18 protein-coding genes are annotated in these 20172 nt (G+C 72.4%); 14 read left to right on the forward strand and 4 right to left on the reverse strand.

The features are described 5' to 3' along the window. Positions 1–156: 156 nt before the first annotated feature. Genes IAG44_RS38235 through IAG44_RS38275 form a run of 9 tightly spaced genes read left to right on the forward strand, consistent with a single transcriptional unit; the run spans position 157 to position 10209 of the window. The gene (locus tag IAG44_RS38235; RefSeq protein WP_187751644.1) at positions 157–1245 is read left to right on the forward strand and encodes a polyprenyl synthetase family protein; all 1089 of its coding nucleotides are present in this window, start codon (positions 157–159) and stop codon (positions 1243–1245) included. Next, positions 1245–2234: a mevalonate kinase gene (gene mvk, locus IAG44_RS38240; protein ID WP_187751645.1), complete on the forward strand. Its 990-nt coding sequence runs from the start codon at positions 1245–1247 to the stop codon at positions 2232–2234. The genes IAG44_RS38235 and mvk overlap by 1 nt, the downstream gene beginning before the upstream one ends. Beyond that, complete coding sequence (gene mvaD, locus IAG44_RS38245; RefSeq protein ID WP_187751646.1) at positions 2224–3237, forward strand: diphosphomevalonate decarboxylase; 1014 nt, start codon at positions 2224–2226, stop codon at positions 3235–3237. Before mvk ends, mvaD begins: the two co-directional genes overlap by 11 nt. Then, the gene (locus IAG44_RS38250; RefSeq protein WP_187751647.1) at positions 3234–4286 is read left to right on the forward strand and encodes a phosphomevalonate kinase; all 1053 of its coding nucleotides are present in this window, start codon (positions 3234–3236) and stop codon (positions 4284–4286) included. Before mvaD ends, IAG44_RS38250 begins: the two co-directional genes overlap by 4 nt. Beyond that, positions 4283–5383, forward strand: coding sequence for a type 2 isopentenyl-diphosphate Delta-isomerase (gene fni / locus IAG44_RS38255; RefSeq protein WP_187751648.1), 1101 nt, complete (start codon positions 4283–4285; stop codon positions 5381–5383). Before IAG44_RS38250 ends, fni begins: the two co-directional genes overlap by 4 nt. Continuing rightward, positions 5380–6444, forward strand: a complete 1065-nt coding sequence (locus IAG44_RS38260; protein WP_187751649.1) for a hydroxymethylglutaryl-CoA reductase — start codon at positions 5380–5382, stop codon at positions 6442–6444. Before fni ends, IAG44_RS38260 begins: the two co-directional genes overlap by 4 nt. Continuing rightward, positions 6444–7619 (forward strand): hydroxymethylglutaryl-CoA synthase, encoded by a 1176-nt coding sequence (locus IAG44_RS38265; RefSeq protein WP_187751650.1) that lies wholly within the window; start codon positions 6444–6446, stop codon positions 7617–7619. Before IAG44_RS38260 ends, IAG44_RS38265 begins: the two co-directional genes overlap by 1 nt. 13 nt (positions 7620–7632) lie before the next feature. Further along, positions 7633–8520 carry an aromatic prenyltransferase gene (locus IAG44_RS38270; protein WP_187751651.1) on the forward strand — a complete coding sequence of 296 codons (888 nt, stop codon included), beginning with the start codon at positions 7633–7635 and terminating at the stop codon, positions 8518–8520. Positions 8521–8559: 39 nt separating this feature from the next. Beyond that, positions 8560–10209: a prenyltransferase/squalene oxidase repeat-containing protein gene (locus tag IAG44_RS38275; protein WP_187751652.1), complete on the forward strand. Its 1650-nt coding sequence runs from the start codon at positions 8560–8562 to the stop codon at positions 10207–10209. A gap of 81 nt (positions 10210–10290) precedes the next feature. Here the strand turns inward: IAG44_RS38275 and IAG44_RS38280 are convergent, their stop codons facing one another. Together IAG44_RS38280 and IAG44_RS38285 are read right to left on the reverse strand one after the other, a co-directional pair. Further along, positions 10291–11820 (reverse strand): DUF6851 domain-containing protein, encoded by a 1530-nt coding sequence (locus tag IAG44_RS38280; RefSeq protein WP_246562402.1) that lies wholly within the window; start codon positions 11818–11820, stop codon positions 10291–10293. A gap of 128 nt (positions 11821–11948) precedes the next feature. Beyond that, entirely contained in the window at positions 11949–13157 is a 1209-nt protein-coding gene (locus IAG44_RS38285) for a sensor histidine kinase (RefSeq protein ID WP_187751653.1), read from the reverse strand. 202 nt (positions 13158–13359) lie between these two features. Between IAG44_RS38285 and IAG44_RS38290 the strand changes: the two genes are divergently transcribed. Together IAG44_RS38290 and IAG44_RS38295 are read left to right on the forward strand one after the other, a co-directional pair. Further along, positions 13360–15531, forward strand: a complete 2172-nt coding sequence (locus IAG44_RS38290) for an MMPL family transporter (protein ID WP_187751654.1) — start codon at positions 13360–13362, stop codon at positions 15529–15531. Positions 15532–15575: 44 nt separating this feature from the next. Then, positions 15576–15971: a DUF6223 family protein gene (locus IAG44_RS38295; protein ID WP_187751655.1), complete on the forward strand. Its 396-nt coding sequence runs from the start codon at positions 15576–15578 to the stop codon at positions 15969–15971. Between the two features lie 11 nt (positions 15972–15982). Here the strand turns inward: IAG44_RS38295 and IAG44_RS38300 are convergent, their stop codons facing one another. After that, complete coding sequence (locus IAG44_RS38300; RefSeq protein WP_187751656.1) at positions 15983–16378, reverse strand: VOC family protein; 396 nt, start codon at positions 16376–16378, stop codon at positions 15983–15985. 189 nt (positions 16379–16567) lie between these two features. Between IAG44_RS38300 and IAG44_RS38305 the strand changes: the two genes are divergently transcribed. Genes IAG44_RS38305 through IAG44_RS38315 form a run of 3 tightly spaced genes read left to right on the forward strand, consistent with a single transcriptional unit; the run spans position 16568 to position 19431 of the window. Next, on the forward strand, positions 16568–16903 hold the full coding sequence (locus tag IAG44_RS38305; protein WP_187751657.1) for a DUF485 domain-containing protein: 336 nt from the start codon (positions 16568–16570) through the stop codon (positions 16901–16903). After that, on the forward strand, positions 16900–18603 hold the full coding sequence (locus tag IAG44_RS38310; RefSeq protein WP_187751658.1) for a solute symporter family protein: 1704 nt from the start codon (positions 16900–16902) through the stop codon (positions 18601–18603). The genes IAG44_RS38305 and IAG44_RS38310 overlap by 4 nt, the downstream gene beginning before the upstream one ends. 54 nt (positions 18604–18657) lie before the next feature. Continuing rightward, complete coding sequence (locus IAG44_RS38315) at positions 18658–19431, forward strand: class I SAM-dependent methyltransferase (RefSeq protein ID WP_187751659.1); 774 nt, start codon at positions 18658–18660, stop codon at positions 19429–19431. On the opposite strand, the gene IAG44_RS38320 is transcribed toward IAG44_RS38315, so the two are convergent. Beyond that, positions 19428–20120: a response regulator transcription factor gene (locus IAG44_RS38320; protein WP_187751660.1), complete on the reverse strand. Its 693-nt coding sequence runs from the start codon at positions 20118–20120 to the stop codon at positions 19428–19430. The two genes, IAG44_RS38315 and IAG44_RS38320, sit on opposite strands and share 4 nt — an antisense overlap. Positions 20121–20172: the final 52 nt, after the last annotated feature.

Raw genomic sequence — 20172 nt, forward strand, 5'->3', positions numbered from 1 at the left:
CGGTCGAATTCGCACTACCCGCCTGAGTAGTGGGCAGCGCTGATACTTCGTCATTACCGTTCGTGTCGTTCCGAAATCCCCTTGAAAGGGCCCGGGAAGCGGCCCGTACGCGACGTGACCGATCTCCGCGCATTCCCCTCGACCGGGAGTTGAAGCATGCCCGTCAGCAGTCTCCGAGCCGCCGTGGAACCGGCCGCCATCGACCGCGCGCTCCGTGACTTCTTCGCGGAACGCCGCACCGAGGCCGCCGCGCTCGGCGCGGACTTCGCGGCGACCGTCGCCGAACTGGAGAACTACGTCCTGCGGGCCGGCAAACGCATCCGCCCTGCCTTCGCCTGGCTGGGCTGGACCGGCGCCGGCGGCGACCCGGACGATCCGCTCGCCCCGGCGGTGCTGCGCGCCTGCTCGGGATTCGAGCTGCTGCACGCGTCGGGCCTCATCCACGACGACCTCATCGACGCGTCCGAGACCCGGCGCGGCCGTCCCGCCGCGCACGTCGTCTACGCCGAGCGGCACCGGATGCGCCGCTTCTGCGGCGACCCGGGCTCCTTCGGCGCGGGCGCCGCCATCCTGGTCGGCGACCTGGCCCTGGTGTGGGCCGACGTCATGGTGCGCGCCTCCGGGCTGCCCCCGGACGCGCAGACCCGGCTCGCACCGGTGTGGTCGGCGGTGCGCTCCGAGGTGATGTACGGCCAGTTGCTCGACCTGATCAGCCAGGCCCGCGAGGAGGAGGACGTCCACGCGGCGCTGCTGGTCGACCGGTACAAGACGGCCTCCTACACCGTGGAGCGCCCCCTGCAGTTCGGCGCCGCGATCGCCGGCGCCGACGCCGAACTCGTCGCGGCCTACCGGGCGTTCGGCGCCGACATCGGGATCGCCTTCCAGCTCCGCGACGACCTGCTCGGCGTCTTCGGCGACCCGGCGGTGACGGGGAAGCCGTCGGGCGACGACCTGCGCGAGGGCAAACGGACGGTCCTGCTCGCGACGGCGCTGAAACACGCGGACGAACGCGACCCGAAGGCGGCGGCGTTCCTGCGGGCCGTGATCGGGACCGACCTCACCGCCGACGACCTCGCCCGCGCCCGCGCCGTCCTCACCGACGTTGGTGCCGTCGACCACATCGAGCGGGAGATCACGCGCCGCGCCGGCCGTGCCGTCGCCGTGCTGGAGGCGAGCGACGCCACCGGGTCCGCGAAACAGCAGCTCGCCGCGATGGCGGTCAAGGCCACGCAGCGGGTGCGCTGATGGAGACGACGGGGACGGCGCGCCGCGCCGACGAGCCGGGCGCGCAGCGGCGGCGCACCGGCAGCGGACGCGCTCACGGCAAGGCCATCCTGCTCGGCGAACACGCCGTCGTGTACGGTGCGCCGGCCCTGGCGATCCCGCTGCCGGGGCTGACGGTCACCGCGACCGCGACGCGCCGCCCGGGTACGGACCGGATCACCTTCGCGATGGGCGACCCACCACGGACGGCGTCCTCCTCGCGCGGATTCCGGGCCCTGGTCGCGGAGTTCGCGCGCTGGTCCGGCGTCGACGGACTGTGCGCGGACGTGGTCATCGACTGCGCGATCCCGCAGGGCCGGGGGCTCGGCTCCAGCGCCGCCTGCGCCCGCGCGGCGGTCACCGCCCTCGCCGACCTCCTCGGCCGCCGCCTCGACGCGCGGGCGGCGTTCGCACTCGTCCAGGCGTCCGAGAAGGTGGCGCACGGCAGGGCCAGCGGCATCGACGCGCTCGCCACCGGAGCGACCGCCCCCCTCCTGTTCCGCGCCGGCACCGGCAGGGAACTTCCCCAGGCGTCCGGCGGGCTGTTCGTCGTCGCGGACAGCGGCGTGAGCGGCGCCACCCGGGACGCGGTGGAGCTGCTGCGCCGCCGGTTCGAGCGCGCGCCACATGCCCGGGACACGTTCGTCGGCCAGGTCACCGACCTCACCGACGCGGCCGTGCGGGACTTCACCCGCGGCCGGTGGAGCGACTTCGGCGCGCGGATGACCGCGAACCACCGGCTGCTGCGCGAGGCCGGGATCAGCACGGACCGCATCGACGCCCTGGTGGAGGCCGCGCTCGCCGCCGGCGCCCTGGGCGCCAAGATCAGCGGCGGCGGCCTGGGCGGCTGCCTGATCGCGCTGGCCGACGACCCCGGCCGGGCCGAGACGGTCGCGAACGCCCTGAGCGCGGCCGGCGCCGTCCGGACCTGGACCGTGCCGGCGGGAGGAGGCACACGGCATGCGCACTGACCGGCACACGAGCGCGACGGCCGTCGCCCACCCGAACATCGCCCTGATCAAGTACTGGGGGAAACGCGACGAACAGCTCATGGTCCCCTGCGCCGACAGCCTGTCGATGACCCTGGACGTCCTCCCGACCACCACCACCGTCCACCTGGCCCCCGAGGCGCCGGCCGACAGCGTCACCCTCGACGGCTCACCCGCGCGCGGCGAGGCACGCCAGCGCGTCGTCGGCTTCCTGGACCTGCTGCGGGAACGGGCCGGGCGCGCCGAACCGGCCGTCGTCGACACCCGCAACGCCGCTCCCACCGGGGCCGGTCTGGCGTCGTCGGCGAGCGGATTCGCCGCCCTCGCCCTGGCCGGCGCCGCCGCCTACGGACTCGCCCTCGACCGCACCGCGCTGTCGCGGCTGGCCCGCCGGGGGTCCGTGTCGGCCGCCCGGTCTCTCTTCGGCGGCTTCGCGATCTGCCACGCGGGACCAGGCAGCGGCGAGGCCGCCGACCTCGGCTCCTACGCGGAACCGGTGGCGGCCCCGGCGTTCGACCCGGCACTGGTGATCGCGCTCGTCGACCCGGGCGCCAAGGCCGTCTCCAGCCGCTCCGCGATGCGGCGGACCGTCGACACCTCGCCGCTCCACCGGGCGTGGGCGGCCTCCTGCGCGGCCGACCTGGCCGAGCTGCGGGCGGCGCTGCCCCGGGGCGATCTCGACGCGGTGGGGGAGATCGCCGAACGCAACGCCCTCGGCATGCACGCGACGATGCTGGCCGCCCGCCCGGCGGTGCGCTACCTGTCCCCGGCCACCGTGTCCGTGCTCGACGGCGTGCTGCGGCTGCGCGCCGACGGCGTCCCGGCCTACGCGACCATGGACGCCGGCCCCAACGTCAAGGTGCTCTGCCACCCCGCCGACGCCGCCCGCGTCGCCGACGCGGTCCGGGACGCCGCCCCCGGCTGCACGGTCCTCACCGCACGGCGCGGCCCCGGCGCCCGGCTGCGGACGGAGGCCGAGCGGTGACCGCCGGCCGCACGGTCACCCGCCGCGCCCCGGGCAAGCTGTTCGTCGCCGGCGAGTACGCCGTCCTGGAACCGGGCCGCCCGGCGATCCTGACGGCCGTCGACCGCCACGTCAGCGTCACCGTGTCACCGGCCGACGGCCCCGAGACCGTCATCGAGACCGACCTCGGCCCACCGGGCACGCGCCCGCGCCCCGTGGTGGAGGCGATCGACGTCGTCGACGGACTGCTGGCCGAGCGCGGACGGCGCCCATCGCCGGTCCGCGTGTCGATCGTGAGCCGGCTGCACCGCGCCGGGACCAAGTTCGGCCTGGGGTCGAGCGGCGCGGTGACGGTCGCCACGGTGGACGCCGTGGCCGCCCACCACGGACTGGAGCTGTCCCCCGGGGACCGGTTCCGGCTGGCGCTGCTGGCCACGGCGCGCCGCGACCCCCGCGCCTCCGGCGGCGACCTCGCCGCGAGCGTCTGGGGCGGCTGGGTCGCCTACCGTGCCCCCGACCGGACGGCCGTGCTCGCCCTGGCCCGGAGCGAGGGCATCGACCGCGCCCTGCGCGCCCCCTGGCCCGGCCTCGCCGTGACCCCGCTGCCCCCGCCCCGCGCCCTGGCCCTGGAAGTGGGCTGGACCGGCGAACCCGCCAGCACCTCCTCACTGACCGCCCGCCTGGAGACGGGGCAGTGGCGCGGCAGCCCGCCGCAGCGCGCCTTCCTCGAAGCCAGCGACACCTGTGTGCGCGCGGCGATCCGCGCCCTCGAACGCGGCGACGACGACGAACTCCTGCACCAAGTCCGCCGGGCCCGCCGCATCCTCGCCGACCTCGACGACGCGGCCGGCCTCGGCATCTTCACCCCCGGGCTCACGGCGCTGTGCGACGCCGCCGAGGCCGTCGGCGGCGCGGCGAAACCCTCCGGCGCCGGCGGCGGCGACTGCGGCATCGCCCTCCTGGACGCCACCGCGGCCCCGAACACCGCACGCCTGCACCAGCGGTGGGCCGCCGCAGGGATCCGCCCCCTGCCGATCCACCCCCGGCCGACGACAGGGAGCACGCCATGAGCGCCGACCGCAAGGACGCCCACGTCCGGTACGCCACCGAACAACACCGCAGGCACAGCGGGCACAACCCGTTCGACGACGTGTCCTTCGTGCACCACGCCCTGGCCGGCATCGACCGCCGCGACGTCTGTCTGACCACCCGCTTCGGCGGCATCACCTGGCCGACGCCGCTCTACATCAACGCGATGACCGGCGGCAGCCCCACGACCGGCGCCATCAACCGCGACCTGGCCATCGCCGCCCGCGAGACCGGCATCGCCATCGCCACGGGATCCGTGAGCCCCTACTTCGCCGACGCGTCGGTGGCGGACACCTTCCGCGTGATGCGCGAGGAGAACCCGGACGGTTTCATCCTCGCGAACGTCAACGCCAACGCCACCGTCGAGAAGGCACGCAGGGCCGTCGACCTGCTCCGCGCCGACGCCCTGCAGATCCACCTCAACGCGATCCAGGAGACGGTGATGCCCGAGGGCGACCGGTCCTTCGCCGCCTGGGGGCCGCGCATCGCACAGATCGCGGCCGGCGTCGACGTCCCCGTCATCGTGAAAGAGGTCGGCTTCGGCCTCAGCCGCGAGACCCTGGCCCGGCTCAAGGAGACCGGCGTGCGGGTGGCCGACGTCTCCGGCAGCGGCGGCACGGACTTCGCCCGCATCGAGAACGACCGGCGCGAGCGGCCCGACTACGCCTACCTCGACGGGTGGGGACAGTCGACCCCGGCCTGTCTGCTCGACGCCCAGGGCATCGGCCTCCCGCTGCTGGCCTCCGGCGGCGTCCGCCACCCCCTCGACGTGGCGCGCGCCCTCGCGCTCGGCGCCTCGGCCGCCGGAGCGTCCGGCCTGTTCCTCAGGACCGTCCTCGACGGCGGAGCACCGGCCCTCACCGCGCTGCTGCGCTCCTGGACCGACCAGCTCACCGCCCTGATGACCGCGCTGGGCGCCCGCACCCCCGCCGACCTGGCCCGCTGCGACGTCCTCGTCCACGGCGACCTGCGCGCCTTCTGCGCCGACCGGGCGATCGACACCCGACGGCTGGCCACCCGCTCCCGCACCACCGACTCCCGCACCACGCACCACGAGACGATCGGAGGCACCCGATGACCGACACCACCGCGGTCGCCGGCGTTCCCATGAAATGGGTGGGTCCCCTGCGCCTGTCGGGGAACGTCGCCGCACTGGAGACGCAGGTACCGCTCGCCACCTACGAGTCACCGCTGTGGCCGTCCGTCGCCCGGGGCGCGAGGCTGTCCACCCTGGTCGAACCAGGCATCGTCACCACCCTGACCGACGAGCGGATGACCCGCTCGGTGTTCGTCCGCGCCCGGGACGCGCACACCGCGCACCTGGCCGCCCTGGAGGTCGACGCCCGCCTCGACGAACTCCGCGACGTCGTGCGCACCTGCGGACGGTTCGTCGAACTCATCGGGTTCCACCACGAGATCGTCGCCGACCTGCTGTTCCTGCGCTTCGAGTTCACCACCGGCGACGCCGCAGGCCACAACATGGCGACCCTGGCCGCCGACGCCCTCCTCACCCACCTCCTGAAGGCCGTCCCGGGCATCACCTACGGATCGATCTCCGGGAACTACTGCACGGACAAGAAGGCCACCGCGGTCAACGGCATCCTGGGCCGCGGCAAACGCGTCGTCGCCGAACTCCTCCTGCCCCGGGACGTCGTCCGCACCTCGCTGCGCACCACGGCCGCCGCGATCGCCCACCTCAACACCGGCAAGAACCTGATCGGCACCCTCCTCGCCGGCGGCATCCGCTCCGCCAACGCGCACTACGCCAACATGCTGCTCGGCTTCTACCTGGCGACGGGCCAGGACGCGGCGAACATCGTGGAGGGCTCCCAGGGCGTCACCGTCGCCGAGGACCGCGACGGCGACCTCTACTTCTCCTGCACGCTGCCCAACCTGATCGTCGGAACGGTCGGCAACGGCAAGGGCCTCGACTTCGTCGAGGAGAACCTGACCCGGCTCGGCTGCCGCGAGGCCCGCGAACCCGGCGACAACGCGCGCCGCCTCGCCGTCATCGCCGCCGCGACCGTGCTGTGCGGCGAACTCTCCCTGATGGCGGCCCAGACGAACCCGGGCGAACTCATGCGCACGCACGTCCGGCTGGAACGCGGCACCGCGACCACCAGGACCGGAGGCCAGTGATGCCCGCTGCCGCCCCCATCGGGATCCACGACCTGTCCTTCGCCACCACCCAGTACGCCCTGACCCACGCGACGCTGGCCGCCCACAACGGCGCCCGCGTCGCCAAGTACCACCAGGGCATCGGCCAGTACGCGATGAGCGTCCCGGCCGCCGACGAGGACGTCGTGACGATGGCCGCCGACGCCGCGGCCCCCGTCGTCGCCCGGCACGGCGCCGACCGGATCCGCACGGTCGTCTTCGCCACGGAGTCCTCCGTCGACCAGTCGAAGGCGGCCGGCGTCTACGTCCACTCCCTGCTCGGGCTGCCGTCCGCCGCCCGCGTCGTCGAACTCAAACAGGCGTGCTACAGCGGGACGGCGGCCCTGCAGTTCGCCGCCGGCCTCGTGCACCGCGACCCGGCGCAGCAGGTCCTCGTGATCGCCGCCGACGTCTCCCGCTACGAACTGGGCTCGGCGGGCGAGGCGACGCAGGGCGCGGCGGCGGTGGCCATGCTGATCGGCGCGGACCCCGCGCTGGTGCGGATCGAGGAGCCGTCGGGGGTGTTCACCGCCGACATCATGGACTTCTGGCGCCCCAACTACCTCACGACTGCCCTCGTCGACGGCCGCGAGTCCATCTCCGCCTACCTCCAGGCCGTCGAAGGGACCTGGAAGGACTACACCGAGCGCGGCGGCCGGACGCTCGACGAGTTCAGCGCGTTCTGCTACCACCAGCCGTTCACGAAGATGGCCCACAAGGCGCACCGCCACCTCCTCCAGCACTGCGGGCGCACCGTCGACGAGGCCGAGGTCACCCGAGCCGTCGGGCTCACGACGGCCTACAACGCCGAGATCGGCAACAGCTACACCGCGTCCCTGTACGTCGGCCTGGCCGCGCTGCTCGACCACGCCGACGACCTGAGCGGCCGGGCCGTCGGGTTCCTCAGCTACGGGTCCGGCAGCGTCGCCGAGTTCTTCGCCGGGACCGTCGTCCCCGGATACCGCGCGCGGCTGCGCACCGCCGCGAACCGTACGGCGATCGGCCGGCGCACGGAGATCGGCTACGACAGGTACCGCCACCTGCACGAACGGTCCTTCCCGTGCGACGGCGGCGACCACCCCACACCGAACGAGACCACCGGGCCGTACCGGCTCGTCGGACTCGCCGACCACAAACGCCTCTACGCGACGCGATAGACGGGGAGTTCACATGTCCGGGAATTCCGGGACGGCGGACATCTACGAGGCCGTCATCGAAACCGCCAGGCGCATGGGCGTCACCCCCGCACGCGACACGGTCCGGGCGATCCTGTCCGCCTACGGGGACGCCTTCACCCACGCCATGCCCCTGGCCCTGAGATCGGCGACCGACGCACAGCACACGGGCGATCTCGACTGCCGCTTCGTCACCCACCCCAAGAACCGCAACCCCTACCCCCTGGCCCTGTCGAAAGGGCTCACCCCGACGACGGACCATCCCGTCGGCGCTCTCCTCTCCTCTATCGAGGAACGATTCCCGGTCGACGGGTACGGCATCGACTTCGGGGTGGTGAACGGCTTCGCGAAGGTCTACGCGGGATTCCCCCCGGACGACCTCCAGAAGCTCCCGGAACTCGCCGCGATCCCGGCCATGCCCCGCGGCCTCGCCGACCGCGCCGACTTCTTCCGCCAGCACGGACTGGACGACAAAGTCGCCTTCACCGCGATCGACTACCCGCACAGAACCGTGAACGTGTACTTCAACGACGTGCCCCCGGCCTGCCGCGAAGCCGACGGCATCCGGACGATGCTCCACGACCTCGGACTGCCGGAACCGAGCGAGCACCTGCTCGCCCTCGCCGGCCGGTCGTTCGGCCTCTACACCACCCTCGACTGGGAATCCCCGGGAATCCGACGGCTCTGCTTCGGCGTGACGACCACCGACTTGTCGAGCCTTCCCGTCCCCGTCGACCCACGGCTGGAGAAATTCGCGCAGAGCGTCCCCTACGGCGGCCCCGGACGCAAATACGTCTACGGCGTCGCGGCGACAGCCACCGGCGAATACCACAAACTCGAAACCCACTACAAGTGGAATCCCGGGACCGTGGCCTTCATCTGAACCACCGCGCGACCAAAAGGAATTCAGTCAGGAATAACCATGAAACCAGTGAACGCATTACAGAAGGCCCTCGTCCCGTGCCCCGCCGACATCGACCCGGAACACCTGCGCACGGCCACCTCCCGACTGATCACGCATGTCAGCGACCAGGTCGACGCCACCGGCGCGATACGCGGCGCATGCCACAGCCGGGTCCTGGAGTCCGCGCTCGCACTGACCCTGCTGACCCGCACAGGCGCGGCCCCGCCCGCCCGACGCCGGGTGCTCGCCTACCTCCAGGAACACCTCGGCTCCGCCCAGGAGTTCGACCGCGTCATCGCCACCCTGGCCGTCGGCCGGGCCACCGGCCGGGCATCGGCGGGCGACGCCGACATCGTCGACAAGCTGACCGGCGCCCTCCTCGGCGCCGCCCCCGCGTTCATCGCCGCCCGCCGCCGCAGAATGCTCCACGCCGTGCTGTCGCTCCTCGGCTGCCCGGTCCCGCCCGACACCGGCCCCGCCGCCGACGAACAGGCCCCGACGGACCCCGCGCACTCCTGGTCCGCCGTCCAACAGGCCGCGGTCACCCTGGTCCTCGCCCACACCACCGGCGTCCACAACGCGGCCACCGCCGCCGCGCTGCGGACCCTGACCGCCGTCCACCCGGAGACCGCCGTCTGGGAGGGGTACGTGCTGCTGCACCTGCTGGCGCTGCACGCGCTCGCCGGCGTCCCCGGGCAGGACGAGACCGTGCGCGGCGGCGTACGGACCCTGCTGCGCCACCAGCGCGACGACGGCGGCTTCCCGTTCGTGACGGACCTCCAGCACTGGTGCTCGGCCACCGCCGGCCTCGCCCTCACCGCGGCCGGCGCACCCCCGGACGTGCCCCAGGCGATGGCACGCGCGCTCGCCGCCCACGCACCCGACCCGGCGCGGCGCGCCCTGTGCCGGTCCCTCTCCCGCGGCACACCGCTCGCGGACGGCTGGTCCTTCGGCCCCCGGGTGGCCCAGAACGACGTCGACTGCACCTCGTGCGCCCTGGAGTTCCTCCAGACGGTCGACCCCGCCGCCCACGCCGGCGCCGTACAGCGCGGGGTGCGCGGCCTGCTGGCCGTCCAGGGCGCCGACGGCGGATTCCCCACGTACGTCGCGGGCGCCGCGTCCGAACCGTGCATGACGGCGGCGGCCGTCAACGCGCTCGCCCCGCACCCCTCCACCGGGCCCGCCCGGACGCGTGCCCTGAGGTTCCTCGCCGACAGCCAACTGCCCGACGGGGGATTCGAACCCGGCTGGAGCCGCAGCCGCTTGCACGCGATGTTCCGCGCCCGCCTCGCGGCCTGCGCCGCGCCCCCGGACGACCACCGCACGGCCCGCATGGCCGAACGCATCGAACGCTCGGCGCGCGAGACACAGAACACCGACGGCGGCTGGGGCATGCGGCCCGGCGACCCCAGCGACGACATCAGCACCGCCTACGGCCTGATCACGCTGTGCTACGGCACCGAGTCCCGCCCGGTCGGCCGCGCCCTCACCTGGCTGCTCGCCCACCAGAACCCGGACGGCGGCTACAGCGGCCCGCCCGACATGGTCGGCCCCCGCCCGTTCCCCTACCACATCCCCGTCCTCACCGACGCCCCCGTACTCCTCGCGCTGGGCCACGTGCGCCACCGCGTGCGGGGCACGGCGTCCCTGCTCCGGTACGCGGCCTGAACGGCGACAGCGGAACGGACGGACCACTGCCGGCGAAGCTTCAGAGCTTCGCCGGCAGCCGCCTGCCGTGGGCCGGGCGGATCAGCCGCCGTTCACCTTGCCCTGGACGAACTCGTAGGCCAGATCGGCGATCTGCGGCGCGTACCGGGACGTCGCCTCGATGGCGGGACGGAAGTTCTTGCCGCCCAGGAGAGGGCTGTCGGCGCAGTCCTTGGCGTAGGCGGTCCAGCTGTCCCAGCGCAGCGTCATGTCCTGGGCCGGGGTGACCCCCGGTTCCACGCGGGAGGCGCCCTTGGCGACGGGATAGGTGATGCCGATCGAGTCGGTGCCGGTGAAACGCCGCGTCAACTGGGCGTAGGCGAGGCATTCCGCCGCCGCCTCGGAGGGGTAGGCGGGGCTGTCGGGGGCCTTGACGGGGTGGTCGGCCGGCCACGCGTCCAGGTAGGCCCGCCACTCGTTCCCCGTGATGTCGCCGACGGTGCCCCGGCCGGGCCCGCCCCACGCCGTCACCTTCTTGTCGCCGTACAGGTGGCGGATCGCGCTGTAGGGCCGCACCGAGTCGTAGGCGCGCTTGAAGTGCCATGTCGCGATGGTGAGGTCGTAGAACCCGATGTCGCGGACGGCTGTGAAGTGCACCGTCTTCTCGGTGTCGTACTTGCCCCCGAGGATGACCGGCAGCCCCCCGACGGTCCCGTAGGCGTCGAAGACGGTGTGGAACAGCTCGGCCGACACCTTCTGACGGTCGTTCAGACCGGCCGACGCCTTCAGCACCTCGTCGGCCTGGGCCTTGTAGGCCGCGCGGTTGCGGTGGTCGCTCTGCCACGGCGGCGGGACCTTGAACCGGGTGGGGCTGTCGTAGGTGAACGGCCGCACCCGCCCGAAGTAGGGGAGGGCGAACTCCTGGGAGGTGAAGACACCCTTCGCCGAGAACGTGTTCGGCTGCCAGCGCGACGGATCGCGCAGCCGCTGCGCGGAGTTGACCGGCGCGTATCCCGTGTAGTCGGCGTAGGGCTGCCGGTTGTACCGGCGACCGCCCTCCGCACCGTCCCGGTTGGTGCCGTCACCCTCGCGGGCCGCGAAAGCGTTCTTGGCGGAGAGGATTCCTATCCCGCTCGGCGTGGCCGGATCCTCCTCGGTGTCGTCCGGGTCGAGACCCGCCCGCTCCATCATTTCGCGCCATTCGGCTTTGTGCGCCGGGTGGACCCTGTTCAATGACGTGAAAGCGGAGTACAGGACGGCGATGTTCTTGTTGCGCGTCGTGTGTTCGGCGCTCGGCCGCCGGCCGAGGTCCGAGAAGATGCCCACGGCCGTCGGGTGGTAGGGGGCGATGGCGTCGAACCACGGCACCTCCACCAGGATGTTCAGATCCCTGTTCACGGGGCTGCTGCCCGTGAAATTCGCCCGCGACACCGGGCTGAGATACGGATAGACGGCCTCGACCACGGCATTTCCGTGGTCGAGGTCGAAAGTCGCCGCCGCTTTCCGGGGGGAGGCTGTCACGGCGCTGGTCAGGGATCCCGTCAGAGCCGCCGCCGTGGCGAGGGCCACCGCGTACCTGAGGCGTTTGCCGCGTGGCCGCCCTGAATCCGTCAGCCGCCTTGAATCCGTCACGGGAATCGTCCTCTCCGTCGATTTCTCGATTCCCGCACCGTAATTCGGGCCCTGCCGCGGTGAAACCGGTCCGGCCGCCTCCGGCCGACCACTACTCGTGTTGGTAGTCGGCACTCTGACGCGGTGTATCAGAGAAGCGACCCGGTCGGGGCGAGGGGCAGCCGTGCCGTGACCTCGAAGCCCCCGCCCGGAGTCGGCGCGGCGTCGAAGTCCCCGCCGAGGAGCTGGCAGCGCTCGCGCATGCCCAGGATCCCGCGGCCCGGCTTGTCCCGTCGGCCCGTGCCGGTGCCGTTCGCGGCGGCGCGGCCCTGGTCGGTGACGCGGATCTCCAGATGGTCGATGCCCGTGTTCACCGCGACCGTCACCCGCGTCGGACCGGTGTGCCGGATGATGTTGGTGATCGACTCCTGGAGGATCCGGTAGGCCGCGCTGTCCACCGCGCTCGGCAGCCGCGCCCCGGGCGCGTCCACCGTCAGCGTGACGTCCAGTCCGGCGGCGCGTGCCTCGGCGGTGAGGTCGCCGATCTGCTCCAGGCTCGCGTGCGGCACGGGCTCGTCGTCGTCACCCCGCAGGACGCCGAGGATGGCCCGCATCTCCTGGAGCGTCCGCGAACTCGTCTGCTCGATCGTCAGCAGCGCCTCGCGCGCCTGCTCCGGGCGCTTGTCGAGGACGTGCGCGGTGACCCCGGACTGCACGTTGATGATCGCGATGGCGTGGGCGACGGTGTCGTGGACCTCGCGCGCGATCCGCAGCCGCTCGGCGTCCACCCGGGCCCGCGCCTCTTCCTCACGGGTCCGCTCCGCCAGCTCCGCCCGCTCCTGGGCGTCGGCGGCGATGACCCGCCGGGACCGCACGGACTCCCCGAGAGTCGTACTCATGACCGCCACACCGATCCGGAAGAACACCCAGCCGATGGCCTCGCGCGGCTCGACGTCGGCCGACGCGTACAGCCACCCGGAGGCCAGGACCACCGTCCCCACCCCGGCGATCGCCAGGGACCGGCGCCCGTCGCCGTAGGCGGTCACGGTGTAGAGGGCGACCATGAGCCCGAGCCAGCCGTACCCGTCCGGGAAGTCGAAGGCGTAGTACACGAGGCTGACGACCGCGGCGACGGCGAACACCGCCACGGGCCACATCCGGCGGACGGCCACGACGAGGCCGCCCACCACCAGCAGCGCGTGTCCGAGGTGCCCGAAGTCGGCGAGCGCATGCTGGTCGGTCCCCCTGGCGGCGGCGAGGGCGACCGTCCCCTGGACCTGCATGACGGTGACGAAGAGCGCGAGCGGCACATCGTGGGTCAGCACCCGCGGCGGGAGTGACCCGGGGCGGAGATTCATACCGTGATCCTACTGTTCGGGCCCTCGGCGGACGCTCCGTCCGGACGCGCGACGTGCTACGTCGACAGGCGCGCCGCAGCACTGCGCACTACGCCCGATTGCGTAGGCACGACCGTCCGTCGGCAGAGGCCGCGGCCACCTCGCCTACGGGACGATCGCCGATGTGACCGGCCGATCTCCCCGTATCTACTGAGGAGCAGTGATGACTACCGAGACTCCACGCACGGATGGAGCTCTGGCGGGACTGGGCCGCTACTGCTACCGCCGTCGCCGCCTGGTCCTGCTGACCTGGATCGTCGGCGTGCTCGTCGTGGCGTTCGTCGGCTTCACCTTCGGCGCCCCCTCCGACGACGACTTCTCCGGCGGCGACTCCGGGTCGGCCAAGGCGCAGGAACTCATCGAGAAGCACTTCCCCGAACGGTCGGGGGACACGCTGACCCTCGCGATCAAGGCGGACAAGGGCATCGACGACCCCGCCGCCCGCCGCACGATCGAGAAGGTCGTCGCCGACATCTCCGACTCGTCCGTCACCGGGCCGGTCGTCTCGCCCTACCAGGACACGAACCTGGTGACGAAGGACCGCCGCATCGCCCGCATGACCATCCCGCTGACCGACAAGGACGTCGGCAAGAGCGACGTCAAACCCCTGGTGGACGTGGTCAAGGACGCCTCCGGCGACGGCGTCGCCCTCGGGCTCGGCGGCTACATGGCCGAGAAGGCCGAGACGCCCCGGCAGGGTCCCGCCGAGAGCGTGGGCATCCTGGCGGCGGCCGTGATCCTGTTCATCGCCTTCGGCTCGCTGGTCGCCATGGGCCTGCCGATCGTCACCGCGCTGCTGGCGCTCGCCGCCGGTCTCGCGCTGATCAAACTGGTCGGGCACCTGGCCCCCGCGCCGGACTTCACCACGATCTTCGGCGTGATGATCGGGCTCGGCGTGGGCATCGACTACGCCCTGTTCATCGTGACCCGCTACAAGGACGGCCTGCGGGACGGCCACGACCCCGAGACCGCGACCGTCACGGCCATCTCCACCGCCGGCCGCGCCGTGCTGTTCGCCGGACTGACCGTCGTCATCGCCCTGCTCGGCCTGATCGTCATGGGCCAGCGGCTGATGACCGGGGTGGCCGTCGCCACGTCCATCGCGGTGCTGGTGACGATGATCGCCGCGGTGACCCTGCTGCCGGCGTTCCTGGGATTCACCGGCCACAAGATCAACTCGCTGCGGCTGCCCCGGCGCACCTCCCGCCGCCGGAAGGCCGAGAACGAGCCCCAGCGCCCCACCAGCGCCGAGCGCTGGGCCGGGGTGGTGCAGCGCAGGCCGCTGGTCGCCGCGCTCCTCGCCGGCGGGTTCCTGCTGGTGCTGGCCGCGCCCATGCTGGACATGCGGCTGAGCCAGCCCGACGCCAGCGTCCAGCCCCGCGACCGCAGCAGCTACCAGTCCTACAAGATCCTGTCCGAGGGCTTCGGGCCGGGCTTCGGCGCACCCCTGATCTTCGCCACCGAGGTCGACTCCGCGGACGCCGATCTCAGCCCCGTCGTCGCCGCGGTCCGCGGGACCGAGGGCATCGCCCAGACCACACCGCCCCAGGTCAGCCAGGACGGGAAGGCCGTCACCTTCACGGCCTTCCCCACGACCGGCTACCAGGACGAGGCGACCGCGGACCTGGTGCACGAACTCCGCGACGACGTCCTGCCGAAGACACCCGGCGGCGAGAAGGTCCTCATCGGCGGACCGAACGCCACCACCATCGACGTCTCCGAGGACTCCGCCGAACGACTGCCGCTGATGATCGGCGTCGTCATCGCGCTGGCCACGCTGCTCATGCTCGGACTGGTCCGCTCGGTCACCATCGCGCTCCAGGCCGCGGTGATGAACGTGCTGTCGATCGGCGCCGCCTTCGGTGTCGTCGTCGCGATCGTGCAGTGGGGATGGCTCGGCTCGTTCTTCGGGTTCCCCACCGAGATGCCGGTCACGAGCTGGGTGCCGATGACGATGTTCCCGGTCCTGTTCGGCCTGTCGATGGACTACCAGGTGTTCCTGATCTCGCGGATCCGCGAGGAGTACGAGCGCACCGGCGACACCCGGCTGTCCGTCACCCGGGGGCTGGCACGGACCGCCCGGGTCATCACGGCCGCCGCCGCCATCATGATCGCCGTCTTCATGACCTCCGTCCTCGGGCCCGACGTCGGCGTCAAGCAGGGCGCCGTGGGCATGTCCATCGCCGTCCTCATCGACGCCACCGTCGTGCGGATGGTCCTGATGCCCGCGGTGATGGAGCTGTTCGGCAAGGCCAACTGGTGGATGCCGGGACGCTGGGGGTCGAAGACGGTTCCCACACCCCCGGCCGAGGTCGGCGGAGGCATCAAGGTCTGACCCGTTTCCGCCCCCGCGCCCAAGCCTCTGGAAAGGAACCCTCCATGTCCGTCCGACGTTCCCTCACCGCCCTGCCGGCCGCCCTGCTCGGCGTGCTCGCCCTCGTCGCACCGGCGGCCGCACAGGTCTCGCTCGCCGAGGAGGACAGCGGCGGCTCCGGCCGGGCGATCTCCGGAGCCGCCCTGCTGCTCGCCCTGGCCGGTGTGGCCATCGGCATCTGGGCCCTGCGCTCGGCCAACACCCAAGGACCACGCCGGGCCCTCATCGCCGTGGCCCTCGGCCTCGCCGGCGCCGTCGTCGCCGCCATCGCCCTGGCCTCCTCGGACGCCGACGCGGGCACCGGCAACGGACAGGGCGGAGGCGTCGTCGCGGTCGTCCTCGCCCTGATCGCCATGGCCATCGGGGGCGTGGCGGCGGCCCGCTCGCGCCACACCGTCTGACCGGGCGGGGATCAGCGGCCTGGGGCCGGGGTGAAGAGTTCGACGAGGTTGCCGGCGGGGTCGGCCAGGAGGAGCTGGCGTCCGCCGGGGCCCGAGACGATCTCGGTGCGGAGCGGTACACCGGCTTTGTGGAGCCGGTCCCGCTCGGCGTCGAGGTCGTCGACGACGAGGTGGATGCGGTTGCGTCCGCTGCCGGCGAGGTCCGGGGGAGTGGCGCGGGCGCCTGAACTGGGCGGGCCGGACAGGAGCAGGCGCAGCGGCCCTCGGACCACGTCGGCGAAGGCCGGCGGGTGCGCGGTGAGGACGGTGAAGCCGAGGTGTGTGGTGTAGAAGTCGATCGCGGCTTGGACGTCGTCGACGATGTAGCGGACGCTCGCCAGGGCGCTCTGGCTCTCGGTGCCGGTCATACAGACCCCTCCTCGCGGCCGTTGACGGTCAGAGCATAGGCCGCGTCCCGGGCGCTGTCCCCCGGTCGCGATGGCGTGACGGAATCCCGTGAATGGGCCATGCGCGTGGGGGCGGGCCGGGCCGAGAGTGCTGTAGCGCGCACCCACGACGACATTCGTCATCACGACGTCCCGGACAGCGGAGGTGTCATGGGCACGATCGAGCCATCTGCGGATGGTGATCGCTACGTCGCGCTGCACGAGAGCCCCCGGTTCAGGGCCCTGCGGCGCACCTCGAATACCTTCATCGCCTGGGCGAGCGGCATCTTCTACGGGTGGTGGTTCCTCGTCATCCTCCTCGCCGCCTTCGCCCCGGACCTCTTCCGGAAGGAACTCGTCGGCCCCCTCAACGTCGGCCTGCTGGCCGTGTTCCTGTCGCTCAACCTGGTCGTCCTGGTCACCACGGCCTACCTGCGCTTCGCCCGGACCCGGCTGGATCCGCTCAGTGACCGGATCCGGGCGGACGTCGAAGGAGGCGTCCGGTGACCGGGATCCTCGCGGCTCCGCACCTGCCGCCGGTCGACAACACCTGGGCGGCGCCCGGCATCGCCGCCGGGGTCGCCGTCGTCCTCACGGCCGTGGTGTTCCTCGTCGTACGGTCGGCGCGCGACAGCGCACGGACCCCGGACGGCTTCCTCCTCGCGGACCGGAGCGTGCCGACCGGGCAGAACACCCTCGCGCACCTCGGCGCGTTCATCATGTATTCGACCGTGATCATCATCGTCGGGCACATCGCGCTGAACGGCTACGACGCCATCCTGATGATGACGGCGTTCACGATCGGCTCGGTGCTCGGGGTGCTGATCTACGCCTCGCCCATGCGGAACGTGGGCGGCCACACGATGGGCGACCTGTTCGTGCTGCGCGCCCGCAAGCGCCCCGCGCGGATCGCGTCGGCCGTGATCACCCTGACCACCTACACCATGTTCATGGTCTCCATGCTGGCCGCGATCGGACAGGTCGCCATCCGCATGTTCGACACCGGCAGCGAACCGAACCTGGCGTTCGGCGGGCTGGTCGTCGCGGTCGTCGGCGCCGTCGCCATCGCATGGGTCCATATGGGCGGGATGCTCGGCGTCACCCGGCTGCTCGCGCTCAAGACGGTGCTGATGGGCGCGTTCGTGGTGCTGCTGACCGCGGCGGTGCTGGTCAAGTACAAGATGAACATCCTCGGCCTGCTCGACGACGCCGAGGCCAACGCGAAACCGGACGCCCGCGGCTTCGACCTCCTGGGCCCCGGCCGCCTGTTCGGCGACGGCTCGACCCCGCTCTCGGACCAGGATCCGTGGGTCCACCTGTCGAAGCTGTTCTGCATCGCCGTCGGCGGGATGGGGATGCCCTGGGTCTTCATGCGCTTCTACGTGGCGACCAGCGCGCGCAACGCGCGGAAGGCGGCCGGCTGGGCGTCGATCGTCGCCGTCGGCTTCTACCAGTGCATGGCGATCCTCGGGCTCGGCGCCGTCGCGATCCTCGGCGCGAACAACTTCGGCATGCGCTCCGAGCACCGTGACATCACCCTGCCCAAGCTCGTGGACGACCTCGGCGGGCCATGGGCGTCCGGGGTGTTCGGCGGGCTCGCCCTGATCTCGGTCGCCGGGATCTTCGCCGGGCTGCTGATCAACGGGGTGACGTCCTTCACCAAGGACCTCAACGCGGCGCGCGACCGCACGCCGCAGCCGGCCGACGAACTGGCGGAGATCCGGCGCAACGTGCTGGTCATCGGGGCCGTCTCCATCGTCGTCGGCGGCGCGATGGTGCCCCTGTTCACCCACCTCTTCATCCCGACCGCGGTCGACCTGGGGGCCGCGACGGTGCTGCCGGCGATCCTCTACTCGCTGTACTGGCGGCGCTTCAACACCCGGGGACTGCAGTGGACGGTCTACGGAGGGATGGCGGTCACCCTGGTCATGGTCGTCTTCTCCAACGGGGTGTCGGGCGATCCGACCACCGCCATGTTCCCCGACCTCGACTTCAAGCTCTTCGACATCGAGCCCGGACTGCTCTCGACGCCGATCGCCTTCCTGCTCGGCTACCTCGGCACCGTCAGCAGCGACGAGCGCGACGACGCGGGCTTCGCCGAGTTGCAGGTCCGCGCCTTCACGGGCATCACCGTCCCCGCCCACGAGGACCCGCACGCGGACCTGCGGGACCTGGACGGCCCCCCGACCCCCAGCGCGGCCCGCTGAGACGCGGGGAGTCCGGCAGCCCGCCGCCGGACTCCCCGCACTACCGTGGACCCCATGGCCGAGTCCTCCGCGCGGGATTTCTACGACGATCTGGCCCACGACTACCACCTGATGTTCCAGGACTGGGACGCGAGCATGACCCGCCAGGCCGAGGCACTGGACGGACTCGTGCGCGCGTCCCTCGGCACGGGCCCGCACACCGTCCTGGACTGCGCGTGCGGCATCGGCACCCAGGCCATCGGGCTGGCCCTCGCCGGGCACCGGGTCATCGGCGGCGACCTGAGCCCGGTCGCCGCCACACGCGCCGCCACCGAGGCGGCGGCCCGGGGCACCCGGCTCCCGACGGCAGCGGCCGACATGCGCCAACTCCCTTTCAAGGAACGGTCGTTCGACGTCGTCCTCTGCACGGACAACTCACTCCCGCACCTCCTCACCGGGCCCGACCTCCGCACCGCACTCCTCGGCATGAGACGGGTGCTCCGCGACGACGGACTGCTGCTCATCACCGTCCGGCCCTACGCCGAGACACGCCGGACCAGACCCACCACGACACCCCTCCAGGTCTCGCAGACCCGCGACGGCCGAGTGATCACCTTCCAGCTGTGGCACTGGCACGAGGACGGCGAGCGCTATGACCTGGAACACGTCCAGCTCATCCCCGAGGCGCACACCTGGCAGGTACGGGTCCGCCGCACCACCTACTGGGCGCTCACACCGCCGGAGCTGACGGCGTTCGTGACCGAAGCCGGCTTCACCGGCATCACCTGGCACACGCCGGCCGCCAGCGGCTACTACCAGCCCGTACTCACCGCACGGCGTGCGCCCTAGGGGGTGACCAGCCCCGTCCGGTAGGCGATGACGACCAGTTGGGCGCGGTCGCGGGCGCCGAGTTTCACCATCGCGTGGCTGACGTGGGTGCGGGCGGTGGCCGGGCTCAGGCACAGCTCGGCGCCGATCTCGTCGTTGCTGAGGCCCTGGCCGACGAGGGCCAGCACCTCGCGTTCGCGCTGGGTCAGGACGGCCAGTTGTTCCTCGCCGGCCCGCGCGGTGATCCGCTGCGCGGTGTACTGGGCGATCAGGCGCCGGGTGATGCGGGGGGCGAGGAGCGCGTCGCCGGCGGCGACGACCCGGATGGCGTGGAGGAGTTCGGCCGGTCCCGCGTCCTTGAGCATGAAGCCGCTCGCACCGGCCTGCAACGCCTCGAAGACGTACGCGTCGGTCTCGTAGGTCGTGAGGATCAGCACCCGCACCTGCTGGAGCCCCGGTGTCCGGACGATCTCGCCGGTCGCCCGGATCCCGTCGAGCTTCGGCATCCGGATGTCCATCAGCACGACGTCGGGACGGGTCGCACGGGCCCGCTCGACGGCCTCGGCACCGTCGGTGGCCTCGCCGACCACCTCGATGTCGTCCTCGACGTCGATCAGGACCTTGAAACCGGAGCGCACCAGACGCTCGTCGTCGGCGAGCAGGACTCTGATCGGGGAGGTGCCGGGCGAGGGGGTGCCTGCCGTGTTCATGGCCCAGGATCATACTGCCGGGCAGGTGACGCCGACCGCCCGTCCCGTCCCG

It is taken from the genome of Streptomyces roseirectus (genome assembly GCF_014489635.1).
In the GTDB taxonomy this organism is placed as follows: domain Bacteria; phylum Actinomycetota; class Actinomycetes; order Streptomycetales; family Streptomycetaceae; genus Streptomyces; species Streptomyces roseirectus.